The 15203-nt window shown below is 69.4% G+C and carries 13 protein-coding genes; 7 read left to right on the forward strand and 6 right to left on the reverse strand.

Features of this window, described 5'->3' with window-relative positions; all coding sequences use genetic code 11:
• Positions 1-210: 210 nt before the first annotated feature.
• Together ACOCEP_RS02450 and ACOCEP_RS02455 are read left to right on the forward strand one after the other, a co-directional pair.
• The gene (locus ACOCEP_RS02450; RefSeq protein WP_482335538.1) at positions 211-1272 is read left to right on the forward strand and encodes a chymotrypsin family serine protease; all 1062 of its coding nucleotides are present in this window, start codon (positions 211-213) and stop codon (positions 1270-1272) included.
• Positions 1272-1499 carry a hypothetical protein gene (locus ACOCEP_RS02455; protein WP_482335539.1) on the forward strand — a complete coding sequence of 76 codons (228 nt, stop codon included), beginning with the start codon at positions 1272-1274 and terminating at the stop codon, positions 1497-1499. Before ACOCEP_RS02450 ends, ACOCEP_RS02455 begins: the two co-directional genes overlap by 1 nt.
• On the opposite strand, the gene ACOCEP_RS02460 is transcribed toward ACOCEP_RS02455, so the two are convergent.
• Positions 1487-3253: a glycoside hydrolase family 2 protein gene (locus tag ACOCEP_RS02460; RefSeq protein WP_482335540.1), complete on the reverse strand. Its 1767-nt coding sequence runs from the start codon at positions 3251-3253 to the stop codon at positions 1487-1489. The genes ACOCEP_RS02455 and ACOCEP_RS02460 overlap by 13 nt on opposite strands.
• Positions 3254-3361: 108 nt before the next feature.
• Between ACOCEP_RS02460 and ACOCEP_RS02465 the strand changes: the two genes are divergently transcribed.
• Positions 3362-4615, forward strand: a complete 1254-nt coding sequence (locus tag ACOCEP_RS02465) for a glycosyltransferase family 4 protein (protein WP_482335541.1) — start codon at positions 3362-3364, stop codon at positions 4613-4615.
• A 199-nt stretch (positions 4616-4814) separates the two neighbouring features.
• Here the strand turns inward: ACOCEP_RS02465 and ACOCEP_RS02470 are convergent, their stop codons facing one another.
• The 3 genes from ACOCEP_RS02470 to aceA all read right to left on the reverse strand — a co-directional run bounded on the left by ACOCEP_RS02470 (position 4815) and on the right by aceA (position 8465).
• The gene (locus tag ACOCEP_RS02470; RefSeq protein ID WP_482335542.1) at positions 4815-4946 is read right to left on the reverse strand and encodes a hypothetical protein; all 132 of its coding nucleotides are present in this window, start codon (positions 4944-4946) and stop codon (positions 4815-4817) included.
• Between the two features lie 485 nt (positions 4947-5431).
• Complete coding sequence (aceB, locus tag ACOCEP_RS02475) at positions 5432-7075, reverse strand: malate synthase A (RefSeq protein WP_482335543.1); 1644 nt, start codon at positions 7073-7075, stop codon at positions 5432-5434.
• A gap of 103 nt (positions 7076-7178) precedes the next feature.
• A complete protein-coding gene (gene aceA, locus ACOCEP_RS02480; protein WP_007031644.1) occupies positions 7179-8465 on the reverse strand; it encodes an isocitrate lyase in 1287 nt (428 codons plus the stop codon).
• A gap of 228 nt (positions 8466-8693) precedes the next feature.
• Here aceA and ACOCEP_RS02485 point away from each other — a divergent pair, with 228 nt between their 5' ends.
• Together ACOCEP_RS02485 and ACOCEP_RS02490 are read left to right on the forward strand one after the other, a co-directional pair.
• Positions 8694-10121, forward strand: coding sequence for a short-chain fatty acyl-CoA regulator family protein (locus ACOCEP_RS02485; RefSeq protein WP_457951764.1), 1428 nt, complete (start codon positions 8694-8696; stop codon positions 10119-10121).
• Between the two features lie 78 nt (positions 10122-10199).
• Complete coding sequence (locus tag ACOCEP_RS02490) at positions 10200-11024, forward strand: NAD(P)H-binding protein (protein ID WP_482335544.1); 825 nt, start codon at positions 10200-10202, stop codon at positions 11022-11024.
• A gap of 73 nt (positions 11025-11097) precedes the next feature.
• On the opposite strand, the gene ACOCEP_RS02495 is transcribed toward ACOCEP_RS02490, so the two are convergent.
• A complete protein-coding gene (locus tag ACOCEP_RS02495; RefSeq protein WP_482335545.1) occupies positions 11098-12291 on the reverse strand; it encodes a serpin family protein in 1194 nt (397 codons plus the stop codon).
• A 100-nt stretch (positions 12292-12391) separates the two neighbouring features.
• Here ACOCEP_RS02495 and ilvA point away from each other — a divergent pair, with 100 nt between their 5' ends.
• Together ilvA and ACOCEP_RS02505 are read left to right on the forward strand one after the other, a co-directional pair.
• On the forward strand, positions 12392-13648 hold the full coding sequence (ilvA, locus tag ACOCEP_RS02500; RefSeq protein WP_482335546.1) for a threonine ammonia-lyase IlvA: 1257 nt from the start codon (positions 12392-12394) through the stop codon (positions 13646-13648).
• Between the two features lie 56 nt (positions 13649-13704).
• Positions 13705-14271 (forward strand): NADAR family protein, encoded by a 567-nt coding sequence (locus tag ACOCEP_RS02505; RefSeq protein WP_482335547.1) that lies wholly within the window; start codon positions 13705-13707, stop codon positions 14269-14271.
• 136 nt (positions 14272-14407) lie between these two features.
• Here ACOCEP_RS02505 and ACOCEP_RS02510 read toward each other — a convergent pair whose 3' ends face one another.
• Entirely contained in the window at positions 14408-15166 is a 759-nt protein-coding gene (locus ACOCEP_RS02510; protein ID WP_482335548.1) for an acyltransferase, read from the reverse strand.
• Between the last annotated feature and the right edge of the window lie 37 nt (positions 15167-15203).

Below are 15203 nucleotides of genomic sequence, written 5' to 3' on the forward strand. Positions count from 1 at the left end.
CCGGTGACCAAAGTCCCCGAATATCCCGGCCACTCGCGCGATGGCCGGTTACCCGGTCACAAACCCTTGCCACACAAGGGAAAGACTGACTTTCATCAGTGAAGCGCCGTACCCGATTGCACTATGGCGCCGACCCGTGGACAGGGGAAGACTCTTTCGTCGGGACTCCCGCACTTCTTCAACGCCGACAACCAGAAAAGTGTGGCCGACATGATCGAAAACAATATGATCCCGGACGATTTCCTCTCCCTCGCGAGCGTGCAGGCGGCCGAGGAGGAGACGCTGCTGAACCGGCAGAACGTGGTGGGTGTCGCGCTCGGGACCAAATGGTCCGGGGGCAGGGACACCGGCGAGAAGGCGATCACCGTGCTGGTCGACACGAAACTGCCGCACGAGATGCTGCGTGACGACGACCTCGTCCCGGCGACGCTGGCGGGCGTGCCCACCGACGTCCAGGAGGTCGGCGTGCTGCAGGCGGGCCGCAGTATCGCGCCGCCGAAGGTGAACGGCTCGTCCACCGTGCTCGACGACGTACCGGCGCCGGCGCTGAGCCGACCCGACGAACTCGCCCGTGAGCAGGTCGGCCCGTTCACCCTCGCCAAGAAGTTCCGTCCGGCGTTCGGCGGGCTGAGCGTCGGCCACTTCAAGATCACCGCCGGTACCTACGGCACCGCGGTCTACGACGCGACGGCGCTGCCCGGCAAACCGCCGAGGTACTACATCCTGAGCAACAACCACGTGCTGGCGAACTCCAACGCCGCCGCCATCGGCGACCCGATCCTGCAGCCAGGCCCGTTCGACGGCGGCGTCGTCCCCACCGACGTCATCGCCAGGCTGAGCCGGTTCGTGCCGATCAAGTTCATCCAGCCGGGGCAGCCGGTGCCGTTGAACTTCGTCGACGCCGCGATCGCCGAAGGCCAGTTCCACGACCTCGACCGCCGGATCTTCTGGGTCGGCGAACTCAAGGGCACCAACGTGGCGCCCACGGTCGGCACGCTGGTGCAGAAGACCGGCCGGACCACGAACTGGACGACCGGGCGGATCACGAACATCAACGCCACCGTCGACGTGAACTACGGCGGCGGCCGGGTGGCCCGGTTCGCGCAGCAGCTGCTGACCACCGACATGTCGGCCGGTGGCGACTCGGGCAGCCTCGTGGCCGACCTGAGCGAGAACGCCGTCGGCCTGCTGTTCGCCGGTTCGCCGGTGGTCACCGTGATCAACCGGATCTCGCTGGTCGAAGCGTCGCTCGGGATCCGGGTGCACCCGTAGTGGCCGACGAAGTCTCCGACATCGACGCCGCGCTGGTGGCGGCGTCCCGGTGGCTCGACGACGTCCCCGGAGTGGTCGGCGTCGGGCAGGGCGAGACCGAGGGGGCACCCACGATCGACGTGTGGATGAACCCCGGTCACGACCCCGGGCAGCTGCCTTCTCAGCTGCTCGGGGTGCCCGTCCGGATCCGGGATTCGGGCGGCCCGGTCCAGGCTCAGCCGGACTGACCCGCTTCGATGACCGCGCGATTGCGGGCCGCGACGGTCGCCGCGTCCGCCTTCACCACCCGCCGGTCGTAGGTGAGCAGGCCGTTGACCTCGTTCTCGACGTCGGTGGTCTGGGTGTAGATCGCGCCGGAGAGGCCGGTTCCGGCGATGATCCGTTCGAGTTGTTCGCTGACCTCGGCATAGCGCTTCGTCAGCTGTGCCGAGGTCGGCGTCATCTCATAGGCCTGCGGCTCCCCCGGCCAGCGGTGCTCGTCGAGGACCAGGCCGAGGCCGCCGTATTCGCCGTCGACGATCACCCTGCCGTCCCGCAGCGCGGGAATCCCCGGCCCGACGTAGGTGTGGTCGTCGTACACGTCGCCCGCGCCGGCGTCCGGCCGCGAGAAGCAGCAGTTCACCCCGCTGTTCGCGACGACGAGCCTGGTCGGGTCGAGGTCCTTCACCAGCTTCGCGATCCGCGCGGTGTCGAATTCGCCCCAGCCCTCGTTGAACGGCACCCAGCCGACGATCGAGGTCACCCCGCGCAGCTGCTCGATCATCTCGGTCAATTCGGCTTCGAACCGCGCCTGGGCCTCCGGGACCGGGTCCGGCGCGGTGCCGGGCGGGCCGTCGAAGGAGACGGTGAGCGACGGCATGTCCTGCCAGACGAGCAGGCCCAGCCGATCCGTCCAGTGATACCAGCGTTCCGGTTCGACCTTGACGTGCTTGCGGACGAAGTTGAAGCCGAGCTCCTTGGTCTTCTCCAGATCGAACCGCAACGCTTCGTCGGTGGGCGCGGTGTGGATCCCGTCCGGCCAGTACCCCTGGTCGAGCGGGCCGTGGAGGAAGGTGATCCGGCCGTTGAGCGCGATCCGCGGCCTGCCTTGCGCGTCCGTCACCGTCCCGATCGTGCGGAGCCCGGTGTAGGACTCGACGACGTCGATCGGGTTGCCGCTCTCGTCGAGCAAGCGGACCTGGAGGTCGTAGAGATACGGATCGTCAGGGGTCCACAGGCGCGGCGAAGGCACCTTCGCGCGCAACCGCTGTCCGGCCTCTCCTTCGACGCGTGTCACCTCCGCGCCGCCGGCTTCGCTGACGATCAGCTCCACCCTGGCGCCGCCTGTGACCTTGGGCACAACCGTCACCCCATCGAGATCCGGCGTCACCTGGAGATCCCGGACGTGCGCGGACGGCACCGGCTCCAGCCAGACGGTCTGCCAGATCCCCGACGCGGCGGTGTAGAAGATCCCCTCCGGGTCGTTTCGCTGCTTGCCGACGGGGTGCGTCGAGGCGTCCGTCCGATCCGTCGCGCGGACGGTCAGTTCCTGCGATCCGGACGGACGCAGCACGTCGGTGACGTCCGCGCCGAAGGCCGTGTATCCGCCTTCGTGGACGGCCACCTTCTGGTTGTTGACCCAGACCTCGGCGGACTGGTCGACGGCGCCGAAGTGGAGCAGCACGCGCTGACCGTCCCAGCCGGACGGGACCTCGAAAACCTTGCGGTACCAGAGGGTTTCGTCCCGCCGTCCGATACCGGAGAGCGCCGACTCCGGCGGGAACGGCACCAGGATCCGCTCGCCGTATCCGTTCCGGCCGGGCGCGCCGCTGCCCGCGTACTCCCAGACGCCGTTGAGGTTCAGCCAGCGTTCGCGGACCAGTCGCGGACGCGGGTACTCCGGCAGCGCGCCGGCGGGCCCGACCTGCGCGGACCACGGCGTCGAGAGCACCGGTTCGACGGGCTTGAAGGCCGGGCCTGGCGCGTTCACCGAGGACGTCATCGACCCGATGGTGGCAAAGATCGACGCTCCTGTCGCCCTCGATCGGGTTCACCGGGAGGGGTGATCGCCCCGTCCCGGTGACGACCGACTCACGAGTAACCTCCACCCATGCGCGTGCTGATGTTGTCGTGGGAGTACCCACCCGTGGTCGTCGGCGGACTCGCACGGCACGTCCACGCCCTGGCCCGGCATCTCGCCCGGCAGGGGCACGACGTGGTCGTCCTGTGCCGTCACACGGCGGGCACCGACGCCGAGACCCATCCGAGGACCGATCGCGTGGTCGAGGGCGTCCGGATCATCCGGGTCGCCGAGGATCCGATGCACGTGACCTTCGAGCGGGACCTCGTCGCGTGGACGCTGGCCATGGGGCACGCGATGGTCCGCGCCGCCACCGACCTGCTGCGCACCTGGCAGCCGGACGTGGTGCACGCGCACGACTGGCTGGTCACCCATCCCGCGATCGCGATCGCGGAGGCGGCGCGCGTGCCGCTGGTCGGCACGATCCACGCCACCGAGGCCGGACGGCACTCGGGCTGGCTCTCGCATCCGCTGAATCAGCAGGTTCACTCGGTCGAATGGTGGCTCGCGAACCGCTCGGACGCGCTGATCACCTGTTCGCAGGCCATGCGCCGCGAGGTGGCGCACCTGTTCGAGGTCGACGCCGACGCGGTCACCGTGATCCACAACGGCATCGAGGAACGCACCTGGCAGGTGCCCGCCGAAGAGGTCGCGCACGCGCGCGAGGTCTACAGCCCCTCCGGCGCGCCACTGCTGCTGTACTTCGGACGGCTGGAGTGGGAGAAGGGCGTGCAGGACCTGCTCGCCGCGCTCCCGCGGATCCGCCGCGCCAAACCGGGGACGCGACTGGTCGTCGCCGGCAAGGGACGGCATCTGGAGGAACTGGTCGACCAGGCCCGCAAGCTGCGCGTCCGGCGCGCGGTGGACTTCGTCGGGCACCTGTCCGACCGCGAACTGCGGGCCGTGCTCGCCGCGGCCGACGCCGTCGTGCTGCCCAGCCGGTACGAGCCGTTCGGGATCGTCGCGCTGGAGGCGGCGGCCGCGAAGGCACCCCTGGTCGCTTCGACCGCGGGCGGGCTCGGCGAGGTCGTCGTCGACGGCGAGACCGGCCTCGCGTTCAGCCCCGGCGACGTCGACGCCCTCGGGGACGCCGTCGAGGCGGTGCTGGACGACGAGGTCGCCGCCGCCCGGCGAGCGCTGACCGCGCAGTCGCGGCTGGCCGCGGACTTCGACTGGGGACGGATCGCCGAGGCGACCGTGGCGGTCTACCGGCGGGCTCGCGTCGGGGAGCCGGTGGAGCTGGGGCGGCCGAAGATCGCGACCGGTAACGCCTTCGAGCCCTGAGCACTCACCGCGGTCGGCCGGAGCATGTCGCGAAAGCCACTTTCGCGACGTCTGATGTCCCGAAAGTGGCTTTCGCGACATGCGCGCACGGGCAGTGGGGCGGAGGGGAATCCGGGACGTCGGGGGCCCCGGATCCCCCTCCACGAACGTCGCGGGTCGCGAGGGGCGCGACCCCCGGGGCTGCTCTAGGTGGCGAAGATCAGAAGTGGCAGGGCCGGACACAGTCCGGCTGCGCCGAGACCCCGGCCGAAGCGGACACCGCCGGGGCGGCGAGGGCGACGGCGAGGACGGCGAAGGTCGCGGCCAAGAGGGCCCTCAACTGCTTCTTCATGGTGACTCCTCGGGGAAACGGGCGGAATCCCCACCCGGCGCCGAGCATCCGCGCGCCCCGCCGCCGAAACAACGGGGGCTTCACTAGGTACCCCTACCTATTCGCGGTCCGTGACGGATTCGTCCGGTCCCGTGAGCGTGATCAGAGCCGTAACTCGCGTGTCTGAATGCGTAACTCGCGTGTTTGGAGGCGTAACACGATGATCCACCTCCAAACACGCGAGTTGCGCCTTCAATCACGCGAGTTACGCCTTCGATCACGCGAGTTACGGCATGAGAAAGCCGCGAAGGCCCCGTCCACGGTGGTGTGGTGAGGACGGGGCCTCCGCGGCGAAGCGCACGCCCGACAGCGCTACCGGAGGGGCGCGCGCGTGAAGCGGGTCCGGTGGCGGGGAGCCGCCGCCACCGGACCCGTTGGGCCACACCGTCCCAAACCGGTGTGGAACCCGGCCGCCCCGCGTCAGGTAGAGGCGGCCGGAGCCTGCGTCACCGCGCGGTCAGGTATCGCGCGTACGCGCCGGTGGTGAGGAAGCTCGGCAGCTTCTCGCCCAGCGCCGTCTCGGTGAAGATCTCGTAGGCGTCGCCGAGCCGGTTGCCCTCGCCCAGTTCCGCCCGCACCGACGCCAGCTCTTCGTCCAAATAGGACACAGCCAGCTCGCGGGTGAGCGCGGTGCCGTCTTCGAGCTTCGTGCCGTTGCGGATCCACTGCCACACCTGGCACCGCGCGATCTCGGCGGTGGCGGCGTCCTCCATCAGGTTGTGGATCGCCGCCGCGCCCGTGCCACGCAGCCACGCGTCGATGTAGCGCAGCGCGACGTTGATGTTGGCGCGGACACCCGCTTCGGTGACCTCGCCGCCCGCGCTGGCGACGTCGAGCAGGTCCTCGGCGGTGACGACGACGTCCTCACGGAGCTTGCCGAGCTGGTTCGGCCAGCCGCCGAGCACCTCGTCGAACACCTCGCGGCAGACCGGGACGAGGCCGGGGTGCGCGACCCACGAGCCGTCGAAACCGTCGTTCGCCTCGCGTTCCTTGTCCTGGCGGACCTTCTCCAGCGCGGTCGCGTTGATCTCCGGGTCCTTGCTCGGGATGAACGCGGCCATGCCGCCGATGGCGTGCGCCCCGCGCTTGTGGCAGGTGCGCACCAGCAGTTCGGTGTAGGCCCGCATGAACGGGACGGTCATCGTCACCTGCGCGCGGTCCGGCAGCACGAAGTCCGCGCCGTGCGAGGAGAAGTTCTTGATGACGCTGAAGATGTAGTCCCAGCGGCCGGCGTTCAGCCCGGAGACGTGCTCGCGCAGTTCGTAGAGGATCTCCTCCATCTCGAACGCGGCGGTGATCGTCTCGATCAGCACGGTCGCCCGGACGGAGCCGCGCGGGATGCCGAGTTCCCGTTGCGCCAGCAGGAAGACGTCGTTCCACAGGCGCGCTTCGAGGTGGTTCTCGAGCTTCGGCAGGTAGAAGTACGGGCCGCTGCCGCGGGCCAGCAGCTGGCGCGCGTTGTGGAAGAAGTAGAGGCCGAAGTCGACCAGGCTCGCCGAGACCGGGCGGCCGTCGATGCGGATGTGCTTCTCCACCAGGTGCCAGCCGCGGGGGCGGGCGACGATCGTCGCGGGTTCGTCGCCGATCGTGTAGCGCTTGCCCTCCGCCGACGTACTCCCTCCCGCGGAGGCGGCATTGGACACAGCGGTGGTGAAGTCGATGTTGCGGCGGATCGCGTCGAACAGGTTGAGCTGCCCGTCGATCACGTTGTGCCAGGTCGGCGAGGTCGCGTCCTCGAAGTCGGCGAGCCAGACCTTCGCGCCGGAGTTGAGCGCGTTGACCGTCATCTTGCGGTCGGTCGGGCCGGTGATCTCGACGCGGCGGTCTTCGAGACCGGGCGCGGCCGGGGCGACCGACCAGCTGCTGTCGTCGCGGATCGCGTGCGTCTCGGGCAGGAAGCCCAGCGGCTCCTCGCCGGACTGCAGCTTCTCGCGGCGCAGACGGCGCGCGTCGAGCAGTTCGCGGCGGCGGCCGGCGAACGCGTTGTCCAGTTTGGCCACGAAGTCCAGCGCGGCCGGGGTGAGGATCTCGTCGAACCGGTCACCGGCGGGTCCGCAGACGTCGATCCGGTAGTTCAGCTTCTCGACCATGGTGTGCCTCCGCTGGGCTTCGCGAGAGAGATAGAAGGGGATGGGAGGTGGCGGTCTCCGCTGGGAGTCCGGAGACCGCCACCTGGCACCTACTTGCGAGGGATCAGAACTGCTCGGCTTCGGTGGAGCCGGCGAGCGCGGTGGTCGAGCTCTCCGGGTTCAGCGCGGTCGCGACGTTGTCGAACCAGCCGGTGCCGACCTCGCGCTGGTGCTTCGTGGCGGTGTAACCGCGGTCCTCCGAAGCGAACTCGCGCTCCTGCAGGTCGACGTAGGCGGTCATGCCCTCGCGGGCGTAACCGTGCGCCAGGTCGAACATCGAGTAGTTCAGGGCGTGGAAGCCGGCCAGGGTGATGAACTGGAACTTGTAGCCCATGTGGCCGAGCTCGCGCTGGAACTTCGCGATCGTCGCGTCGTCCAGGTGCTTCTTCCAGTTGAACGACGGCGAGCAGTTGTAGGCCAGCATCTGGTTGGGGTACTTGGCCTTGATCGCCTCGGCGAACTGGCGGGCGACCTCGAGGTCCGGCTTGGAGGTCTCCATCCACAGCAGGTCGGCGTACTCGGCGTAGGCCAGACCACGGTCGATGCAGGGGTCGATGCCGTTGGTGACGTTGTAGAAGCCCTCGGCGGTGCGCTCGCCGGTGACGTACTTGCGGTCACGCTCGTCGACGTCGCTGGTGATCAGCGTGGCGGCCTGCGCGTCGGTGCGGGCGACGATCAGCGACGGCACGTTCAGCACGTCCGCGGCGAGGCGGGCGGCGTTCAGCGTGCGCTCGTGCTGCTTGGTCGGGATCAGCACCTTGCCACCGAGGTGACCGCACTTCTTCTCGGAAGCGAGCTGGTCCTCCCAGTGCACACCCGCGGCACCGGCGGCGATCATGCCCTTCATCAGCTCGAAGGCGTTGAGCGGGCCACCGAAGCCTGCCTCGGCGTCGGCGACGATCGGGGCGTACCAGTCGATGTCGGTATTGCCCTCGGCCCAGTTGATCTGGTCGGCACGGCCCAGCGCGTTGTTGATGCGGCGGACGACGGCGGGCACCGAGTTGGCCGGGTAGAGGCTCTGGTCCGGGTAGGTCTGGCCGGAGAGGTTGGCGTCGGCGGCGACCTGCCAGCCCGACAGGTAGATGGCCTTCAGGCCGGCGCGCACCTGCTGCACGGCCTGGTTACCGGTCAGGGCGCCCAGCGAGTGGACGTAGTCCTCGTTGTGCAGGAGGTCCCACAGCTTCTCGGCGCCGCGGCGAGCGAGCGTGTGCTCCTCGACCACGCTGCCGCGCAGCTTGACCACGTCAGCCGCGGAGTACGAACGCTTCACGCCCGCCCAGCGGGGGTCGGTCTCCCACTGCTTGGCCAGTTCGGCGGCCGCCTGCTCCAGCTGCTGCGCGTGCTGAGTCATCGGATTCTCCCGGTGTTGCGAAGTTTGCGAGTGATCGCCTTTCCTGATCCGACCCTGACATGACAGGGGAAATCCGATCCAGGCCTCCAATTTGCCAATTTCTGCGAAGCTTCCGTAGCATCTTGCAAAGGTTGCGAATCGCAGATTCGCAAGCGGAGCGAAATTTCCCGTGCTTGACCGTTCACTGAATCGTTCAGGCCCGGAAACCTTGCGGACAGAGAGGCCTCAGTGGACAAAACCTTCGCCGGAGCGAAGCTGCGGCATCTGCGCGAAAGCCGGTCGATGAGCCAGGCGGATCTCGCTCGTGTGCTGGAGATCTCACCCAGTTACCTCAATCAGATCGAGCACAACTCGCGTCCGCTGACCGTCCCGGTGCTCCTTCGCATCACGCAGGCGTTCGGAGTGGACACCGAGTTCTTCGCGAACAACGACACCGCGCGGCTGGTCGCGGACGTGAAGGAAGCGCTGCTCGACGAGGTCCTCGGCGTCGACGTCACGAACAGCGAACTCAACGACCTCGCCACGAACCTGCCGACGATCGCCCAGGCACTGGTCAAACTGCACCGCAGCTATCGCAACGCCGTCGAGAACACCGCCGCGCTGACCACCGAAAACGGCCTGGGCCTGCACGGAAGCGCCGCCACCGCCCTGCCGCACGAAGAGGTCCGCGACTTCTTCTACGAGCGGGAGAACTACGTCGCCGAGCTGGACGAGCGCGCCGAACGGATGGCGCACGACATCCCGCTGCAACGCGGTCAGGTGCTCGCGGCGCTGAAGGAGACGCTGATCCAGCGCTACGGCGTCGACGTCACGAGCGAAGGCATCGACGAGACCAACGGCGAACAGCACCGCTACGAACCGGGGCCGCGGGTGCTGCGGCTGGCGCCGAGCCTGCGGGTCGGGCAGCAGGCGTTCCGGATGGCTTCGCAGATCGCGCTGCTCGAATACGACGACCTGATCACCGAACTGGCCGACTCGTGGGCGTTCTCCGGGCCCGCCGCGCGTTCGCTGGCCCGGGTCGGGCTCGCGAACTACTTCGCGGGCGCGCTGATCCTCCCCTACGGACCGTTCCTGGCGAGCGCGGAACGCTTCCGCTACGACATCGAGCGGCTCTGCGACCACTTCGGCGTCGGCTTCGAGACGGTCTGCCACCGGCTCTCGACCTTGCAGCGCCCGAAGAACCGCGGTGTGCCGTTCTCGTTCGTGCGGGTCGACCGGGCGGGGAACATGTCGAAACGCCAGTCCGCCGCGGGTTTCCACTTCTCCCGCGTCGGCGGCGCGTGTCCTCTGTGGAACATCTACGAGGCGTTCGCCCAGCCCGGCAAGATCCTCACCCAGATCGCGACCCTGCCCGACGGCAAGAGCTACTTCTGGGTCGCGCGGACGGTGTCCCGCAACATCGGCGGCTACGGCAGCCCCGGAAAGACGTTCACCGTCGGCCTCGGCTGCGAACTGCGGCACGCGAAACGGCTCATCTACTCCACCGGGCTCGATCTCGACGACCGCGCCGCGGCCACCCCGATCGGCATGGGTTGCAAAGTCTGCGAACGCCCGGCCTGCTCGCAGCGCGCGTTCCCGACGATCGGCAAACAGCTGACCGTGGACGAGAACACCAGCACCTTCGTCCCGTACCCGGCGGTGCCCAAGTCGCCTTGAGCCGCCCTGATCTCCCTGGCAGGGTGACCGGCGACGGCCGCGGCCTGTGACGGCGGCCACCGCACTGGGGAGAAACACATGATCTTGGTGACCGGGGCAGGCGGCAACGTCGGCTCGGAACTGACCGGAATCCTGGCGCGCGGCGGGCATCCCGTCCGGGCGCTGGTCCGCACGCCGCGGCCGTTGCCGGACGGCGTCGAAGCGGTGGTGGGCGATCTCAACGAGGCGACGAGCCTGAAGCCCGCGTTGGAGGGTGTCCGGGCGGTCTTCCTGCTCGGCGGCTACGAGGACATGCCGGGCGCGCTCGCGGTGATGCGGGACGCGGGCGTCGAGCACGTCACGCTGCTGTCGTCCCGCTCGGTCGTCGGCGGGCACGCGGACAACGCCGTCGCCGGGATGCACATGGCGGCCGAGGCGGCGGTGCGCGCTTCGAAGCTGGCGTGGACCTTCCTGCGGCCGAGCGGGTTCATGTCGAATTCGCTGCAGTGGGTCCCGCAGCTTCGCGCGGGGGACATCGTGCGCGAGCCGTTCGCGAACGTGCCGGTGGCGACGATCGACCCGTACGACATCGCCGCCGTCGCCGCGGAATCGCTGACCACGCCGGGACACGAGGGGCTCGCGTACGCCATCACCGGGCCGGGCTCGCTCCGGCCCGGCGATCGGCTGCGTGTCCTGAGCGAGCTGCTCGGGCGGGAGCTACGGCTGGAGCCGCTTCCGGACGCCGAGGCCCGCGCGACGATGAGCGCGGAGATGCCGGAGAAGTACGTCGACGCCTTCTTCCGCTTCTTCGCCGAGGGCGAGTTCGACGACTCCGCGGTCACGGGTGCCGTCCAGGACCTCACCGGACGGGCGCCGCGGCCGTTCGCGACCTGGGCACGGACGCATCTGGCCGCTTTCCGCTAGGCGCGTTTCGTCCTCTAGTTGCGGTCGTTGCACGTGCAACGACCGCAACTAGAGGACGAAACGCGGGAGGGGGTCACGCCGCCGGGTCGCCGATCCGGCCGAGGAACAGCGGCGACCCGGTGGCCGTGTCGGTGATGACGAAGAGGAAGGGACGGTCGACGGTCACCGTGCGCGGCAGCTCCGCGGACACGGCACGGGCGTCGACCCCCGTGGCCGCCGCGGCCTCGGTGCCCTCCTCGTCCACCTGGACGAAGGTCTTGTGCTGCACCGAAGCGATCCGTAGCCGGGCTTCGTCGGTGATGCCGCTGAAGTCGGCGCCGGGCTCGAACGCCGTGGGCATGCCCGCCTCCTTGAGCGGCGCCGTCAGATCCAGCGCGGACCGGACGGTGAACCTGGGCATGGCCAGTTCCACCGTGGCCGGCCGGATCTCGCCGAGCAGGGCGGCGATCCCCTTGCCGCGCAAGGCGTCGATCGCGGCGGGAACGATCACGGTGAAGGCCAGCCGCCCGCCGCGGTAGGGCAGCGTGACCGCCTGGTAGCCCGGCCCTTCGGCGTAGCCGAGCCGGGCCTCCGGCGCGGTGCGCATCATCGGGACCGTCACCGTCGACCCGTCGGCCCTGGTGAACGGCGCGTCCGCGGTCAGGTCGCGGGGGAATTCCCGCGCCCAGGGCACTTTCAGGTACAGCGCGTTGGCGAGGACCAGCCGGGTTTCGCCGGTGATCGACTTCTCCGGGAACAGGTCTTCGATCCTCCCCTCGGTCTGGTCCGCCACCGTCCGGTTGATCCGTTCGCGGGCGCCGCCGGGGTCGGTGACGAAGTCCTCGTCGCTCGTCGCCGCACCGAACCGGTCGCGCAAGACGTCCCGGTAGCCGGGTTTGATGCCGAGCCCCCGCTGGATCCAGGCGGTGTTCGACACCTTCAGATCCTCGTGACCGGAGACCGGCGGGACGGGAGGCCCGTCTTCGGGAAGCCGCAGCACCCTCCGGATCTGCGCGGCGGTTTCGCCCATCGCGCCCGCGCCGACCATCTGCAACGCGGTGGACACGCTCGCCGGGGACAGCACCAGGTTCGCCCCGCCCGCCAGCGCCGGCGCGGTGAGCAGGTCGAGCCCGAAGGCGTCGGCCGCCTTGACCGCCGCGGCCGTGCCGGAGGTCACCTGCTGGGTGACGGGCAGCGGCGATGGCGGTTCTTCGCGGGCGGGTTCCGCTCCGCAGGCCGTGAGCACCACGACCAGGCCGAGCGCGAGGGACCGGGTGAACACCGTCATGACCGGGAGACGGTGTCCTGGCCGGTTCGGTTGCACCGCGCCCGGCGGAAAGCGGACGTGTCTCCGTCGTGGCCGGGGCCGGTCAGTACATTCAGCATTCGTGCAAGGGATCGAAACGGTGAGCGCCCGAACGGTCGAAGAGGCCGCCAAGCGATTGGCCGGGGTGGTGACCCGCACGCCGCTCGAACCGAACGAGCGGCTCTCGGCGCGGGTCGACGCCCGGGTCTGGCTCAAACGCGAAGACCTGCAGACCGTGCGTTCGTACAAGATCCGCGGCGCGTACAACTTCATCGTCCAGCTCGACGCGGAGCACCGGGAGCGCGGCGTCGTCTGCGCGAGCGCGGGCAATCACGCGCAGGGTGTCGCGTACGCGTGCCGCCGCCTCGGCGCGAACGGCCGGGTCTACGTCCCCGGCACGACCCCCCGGCAGAAGCGCGAGCGGATCGCGACACTGGGCGGCTCGCACATCGAAGTCATCGTCGTCGGGGAGACCTACGAAGACGCCTTCACCGCCGCGAAGCACGACGCGGAGAGCACCGGCGCGACACTGGTCCCCGCCTTCGACGCGCCGGAGACGGTCGCCGGGCAGGGCACGGTCGCGATGGAGGTCGTGGCGCAGCTCGGGTTCGTCCCGGACGTCATGGTGGTGCCGGTCGGCGGCGGCGGGCTGCTCGCGGGGATCGCCGCGTGGGCCGCGGAACGGGCGCCGGAGATGCGGATCGTCGGCGTCGAACCGGCGGGCGCGACCTGTATGGCGGCCGCGCTGGCGGCCGGAGAGCCGGTGCGGCTCGAAAACGTCGACACCTTCGTCGACGGCGCGGCGGTGGCGCAGGCCGGATCGGTGACGTACCCGCTGGTCCGCGACGGCGGCGTCGAGCTCACCGACGTCGCCGAGGGCGCGATCTGCACCGAAATGCTCGCGATGTACCAGTCCGACGGCGTGATCGCCGAACCCGCGGGCGCGCTCGCGACCGCCGCGCTGGGCACGGCGGTGAAGATCGACCCCGGGCAGATCGTGGTGTGCGTCGTCTCCGGCGGCAACAACGACGTCAGCCGCTACGGCGAAGTGCTCGAACGGTCGCTGATCCACGAAGGACTGAAGCACTACTTCCTGGTCGGTTTCCCGCAGGAGCCCGGCGCGCTGCGGCGGTTCCTCGACGAGGTCCTCGGGCCGGACGACGACATCACACGGTTCGAGTACGTGAAGCGCAACAGCCGCGAGACCGGCCCGGCGCTGATCGGCGTCGAACTCGCGCGGCCCGGTGACCTGGAAGGGCTGCTGCACCGGCTGGAGGCGAGCCCGCTGCAGGTGGAGCGGGTGGAACCGGGGAGCCCGCTGTTCCATTTCCTGGTCTGAACCGCCGCGGTGGGCCACTGAGGGACTTGTCGGTGGCCTGTGGTCCACTGGTCGGCATGGTGAGCAAGGTCGACGGAGTCCGGAGTCTCGATGCGTTGCGCGAGCTGGTCCACAGCGGCGCGGAGCCCGAGTACCAGCTCTTCTACGGCCACACCCCGCTCAAGAGCGGCCGGGTCAACGCGGCCTGCCTGAGCCAGTGGTGGCTGGCGCCGTTCGTCGCGGGCGGCGAGCGGTACCCGACCGCCGAGCACTACATGATGGCGAGCAAGGCCGAACTGTTCGGCGATCACGAGGCCGCGGCGAACATCCGTCAGGCGCCGGATCCCAAGACCGCCAAGATCCTCGGCCGCGAGGTCGCCGGTTTCGACGCCGAGGTCTGGGAGCGGCACCGCTTCGACATCGTCATCGACGGCAACCTCGAGAAGTTCCGCCAGCATGCCGAAGAGCGCGAGTTCCTGCTGAGCACGGGCGACAAGGTGATCGTCGAGGCGTCCAGGATGGACCTGGTCTGGGGCAGCGGCCTCGCCCGCGAGGACAAGAACGCCACCCGCCCCGACTACTGGCGCGGGCAGAACCTCCTGGGCTTCGCGCTCATGGAGGTCCGCGAACAGCTGCGCGGCTAGTTCTCGCGTGATCAGAGGCCGAACTCGCGTGTTTGAAGGCGTAACTCACGTGATCAGAGGCGTAACTCGTGTGTGCGGCTTCCGATCACGCGAGTTACGTCTCTGATCACGCGAGTTACGTCTCTGATCACGCGAGTTACGAGTCGACGCCCAGGGTTTTCTGCAGTGCCTTGTTCGCCTTGCGCGCCATGTCGGCGACGGCTTCGCGGCGGGCGGCGTCGGCGGCGTAGTCGTCCTGCCGGTTCCGGACGACGCGCGCGGGCGAACCGACGGCGATCGAGTAGTCCGGGATCTCGCCCCGCACCACGGCGTGCGCGCCGAGGACGCAGCCGCGCCCGACCCGGGTGCCCTTGAGCACGGAGACCTTGGTGCCGATCCAGGTGTCCGGCCCGATCCGCACCGGCGACTTCACGATGCCCTGATCCTTGATCGGGACGGTGATGTCGGTGGTGACGTGGTCGAAGTCGCAGATGTACACCCAGTCCGCGACGAGCGTGGCCGCGCCGAGCTCGATGTCGAGGTAGCCGTTGAGGACGTTCTGCCGCCCGAACACCGCCTTGTCGCCGATGCGCAGCGAACCCTCGTGACAGCGGATCGCGTTGCCGTCGCCGATGTGCACCCAGCGGCCGATCTCCAGCCGCCCGTAGCCGGGGCGGCAGTGGATCTCGACGTGCTTGCCGAGGAACACCATCCCCCGCAGGATGATGTGCGGGTTCGCGATCCGGAACTTCAGCAGCCGCCAGTAGCGGACCAGGTACCAAGGCGTGTACGCGCGGTTTCGCAGTACCCAGCGCAGCGAGTCCTTGGTCAGGAACTTCGCCTGGCGCGGATCACGGCGGGCCTGGCCCCAAGCGCGGAGCCGCGACAGCGCGGGCGCACCCCACATGGACGTCATACCGGTGACCGTAACCTGTGTTCAGGCCGCCGACCGC

The organism is Amycolatopsis sp. CA-211722 (assembly GCF_056828465.1).

Bases quoted from the DNA above. Each gene is read 5' to 3' on its own strand.
- ACOCEP_RS02450 (WP_482335538.1), top strand. From the start codon at position 211: ATGATCGAAAACAATATGATCCCGGACGATTTCCTCTCCCTCGCGAGC.
- ACOCEP_RS02460 (WP_482335540.1), bottom strand. From the start codon at position 3,253: ATGACGTCCTCGGTGAACGCGCCAGGCCCGGCCTTCAAGCCCGTCGAA.
- ACOCEP_RS02465 (WP_482335541.1), top strand. From the start codon at position 3,362: ATGCGCGTGCTGATGTTGTCGTGGGAGTACCCACCCGTGGTCGTCGGC.
- ACOCEP_RS02470 (WP_482335542.1), bottom strand. From the start codon at position 4,946: ATGAAGAAGCAGTTGAGGGCCCTCTTGGCCGCGACCTTCGCCGTCCTC.
- aceB (WP_482335543.1), bottom strand. From the start codon at position 7,075: ATGGTCGAGAAGCTGAACTACCGGATCGACGTCTGCGGACCCGCCGGT.
- aceA (WP_007031644.1), bottom strand. From the start codon at position 8,465: ATGACTCAGCACGCGCAGCAGCTGGAGCAGGCGGCCGCCGAACTGGCC.
- ACOCEP_RS02490 (WP_482335544.1), top strand. From the start codon at position 10,200: ATGATCTTGGTGACCGGGGCAGGCGGCAACGTCGGCTCGGAACTGACC.
- ACOCEP_RS02495 (WP_482335545.1), bottom strand. From the start codon at position 12,291: ATGACGGTGTTCACCCGGTCCCTCGCGCTCGGCCTGGTCGTGGTGCTC.
- ACOCEP_RS02505 (WP_482335547.1), top strand. From the start codon at position 13,705: ATGGTGAGCAAGGTCGACGGAGTCCGGAGTCTCGATGCGTTGCGCGAG.
- ACOCEP_RS02510 (WP_482335548.1), bottom strand. From the start codon at position 15,166: ATGACGTCCATGTGGGGTGCGCCCGCGCTGTCGCGGCTCCGCGCTTGG.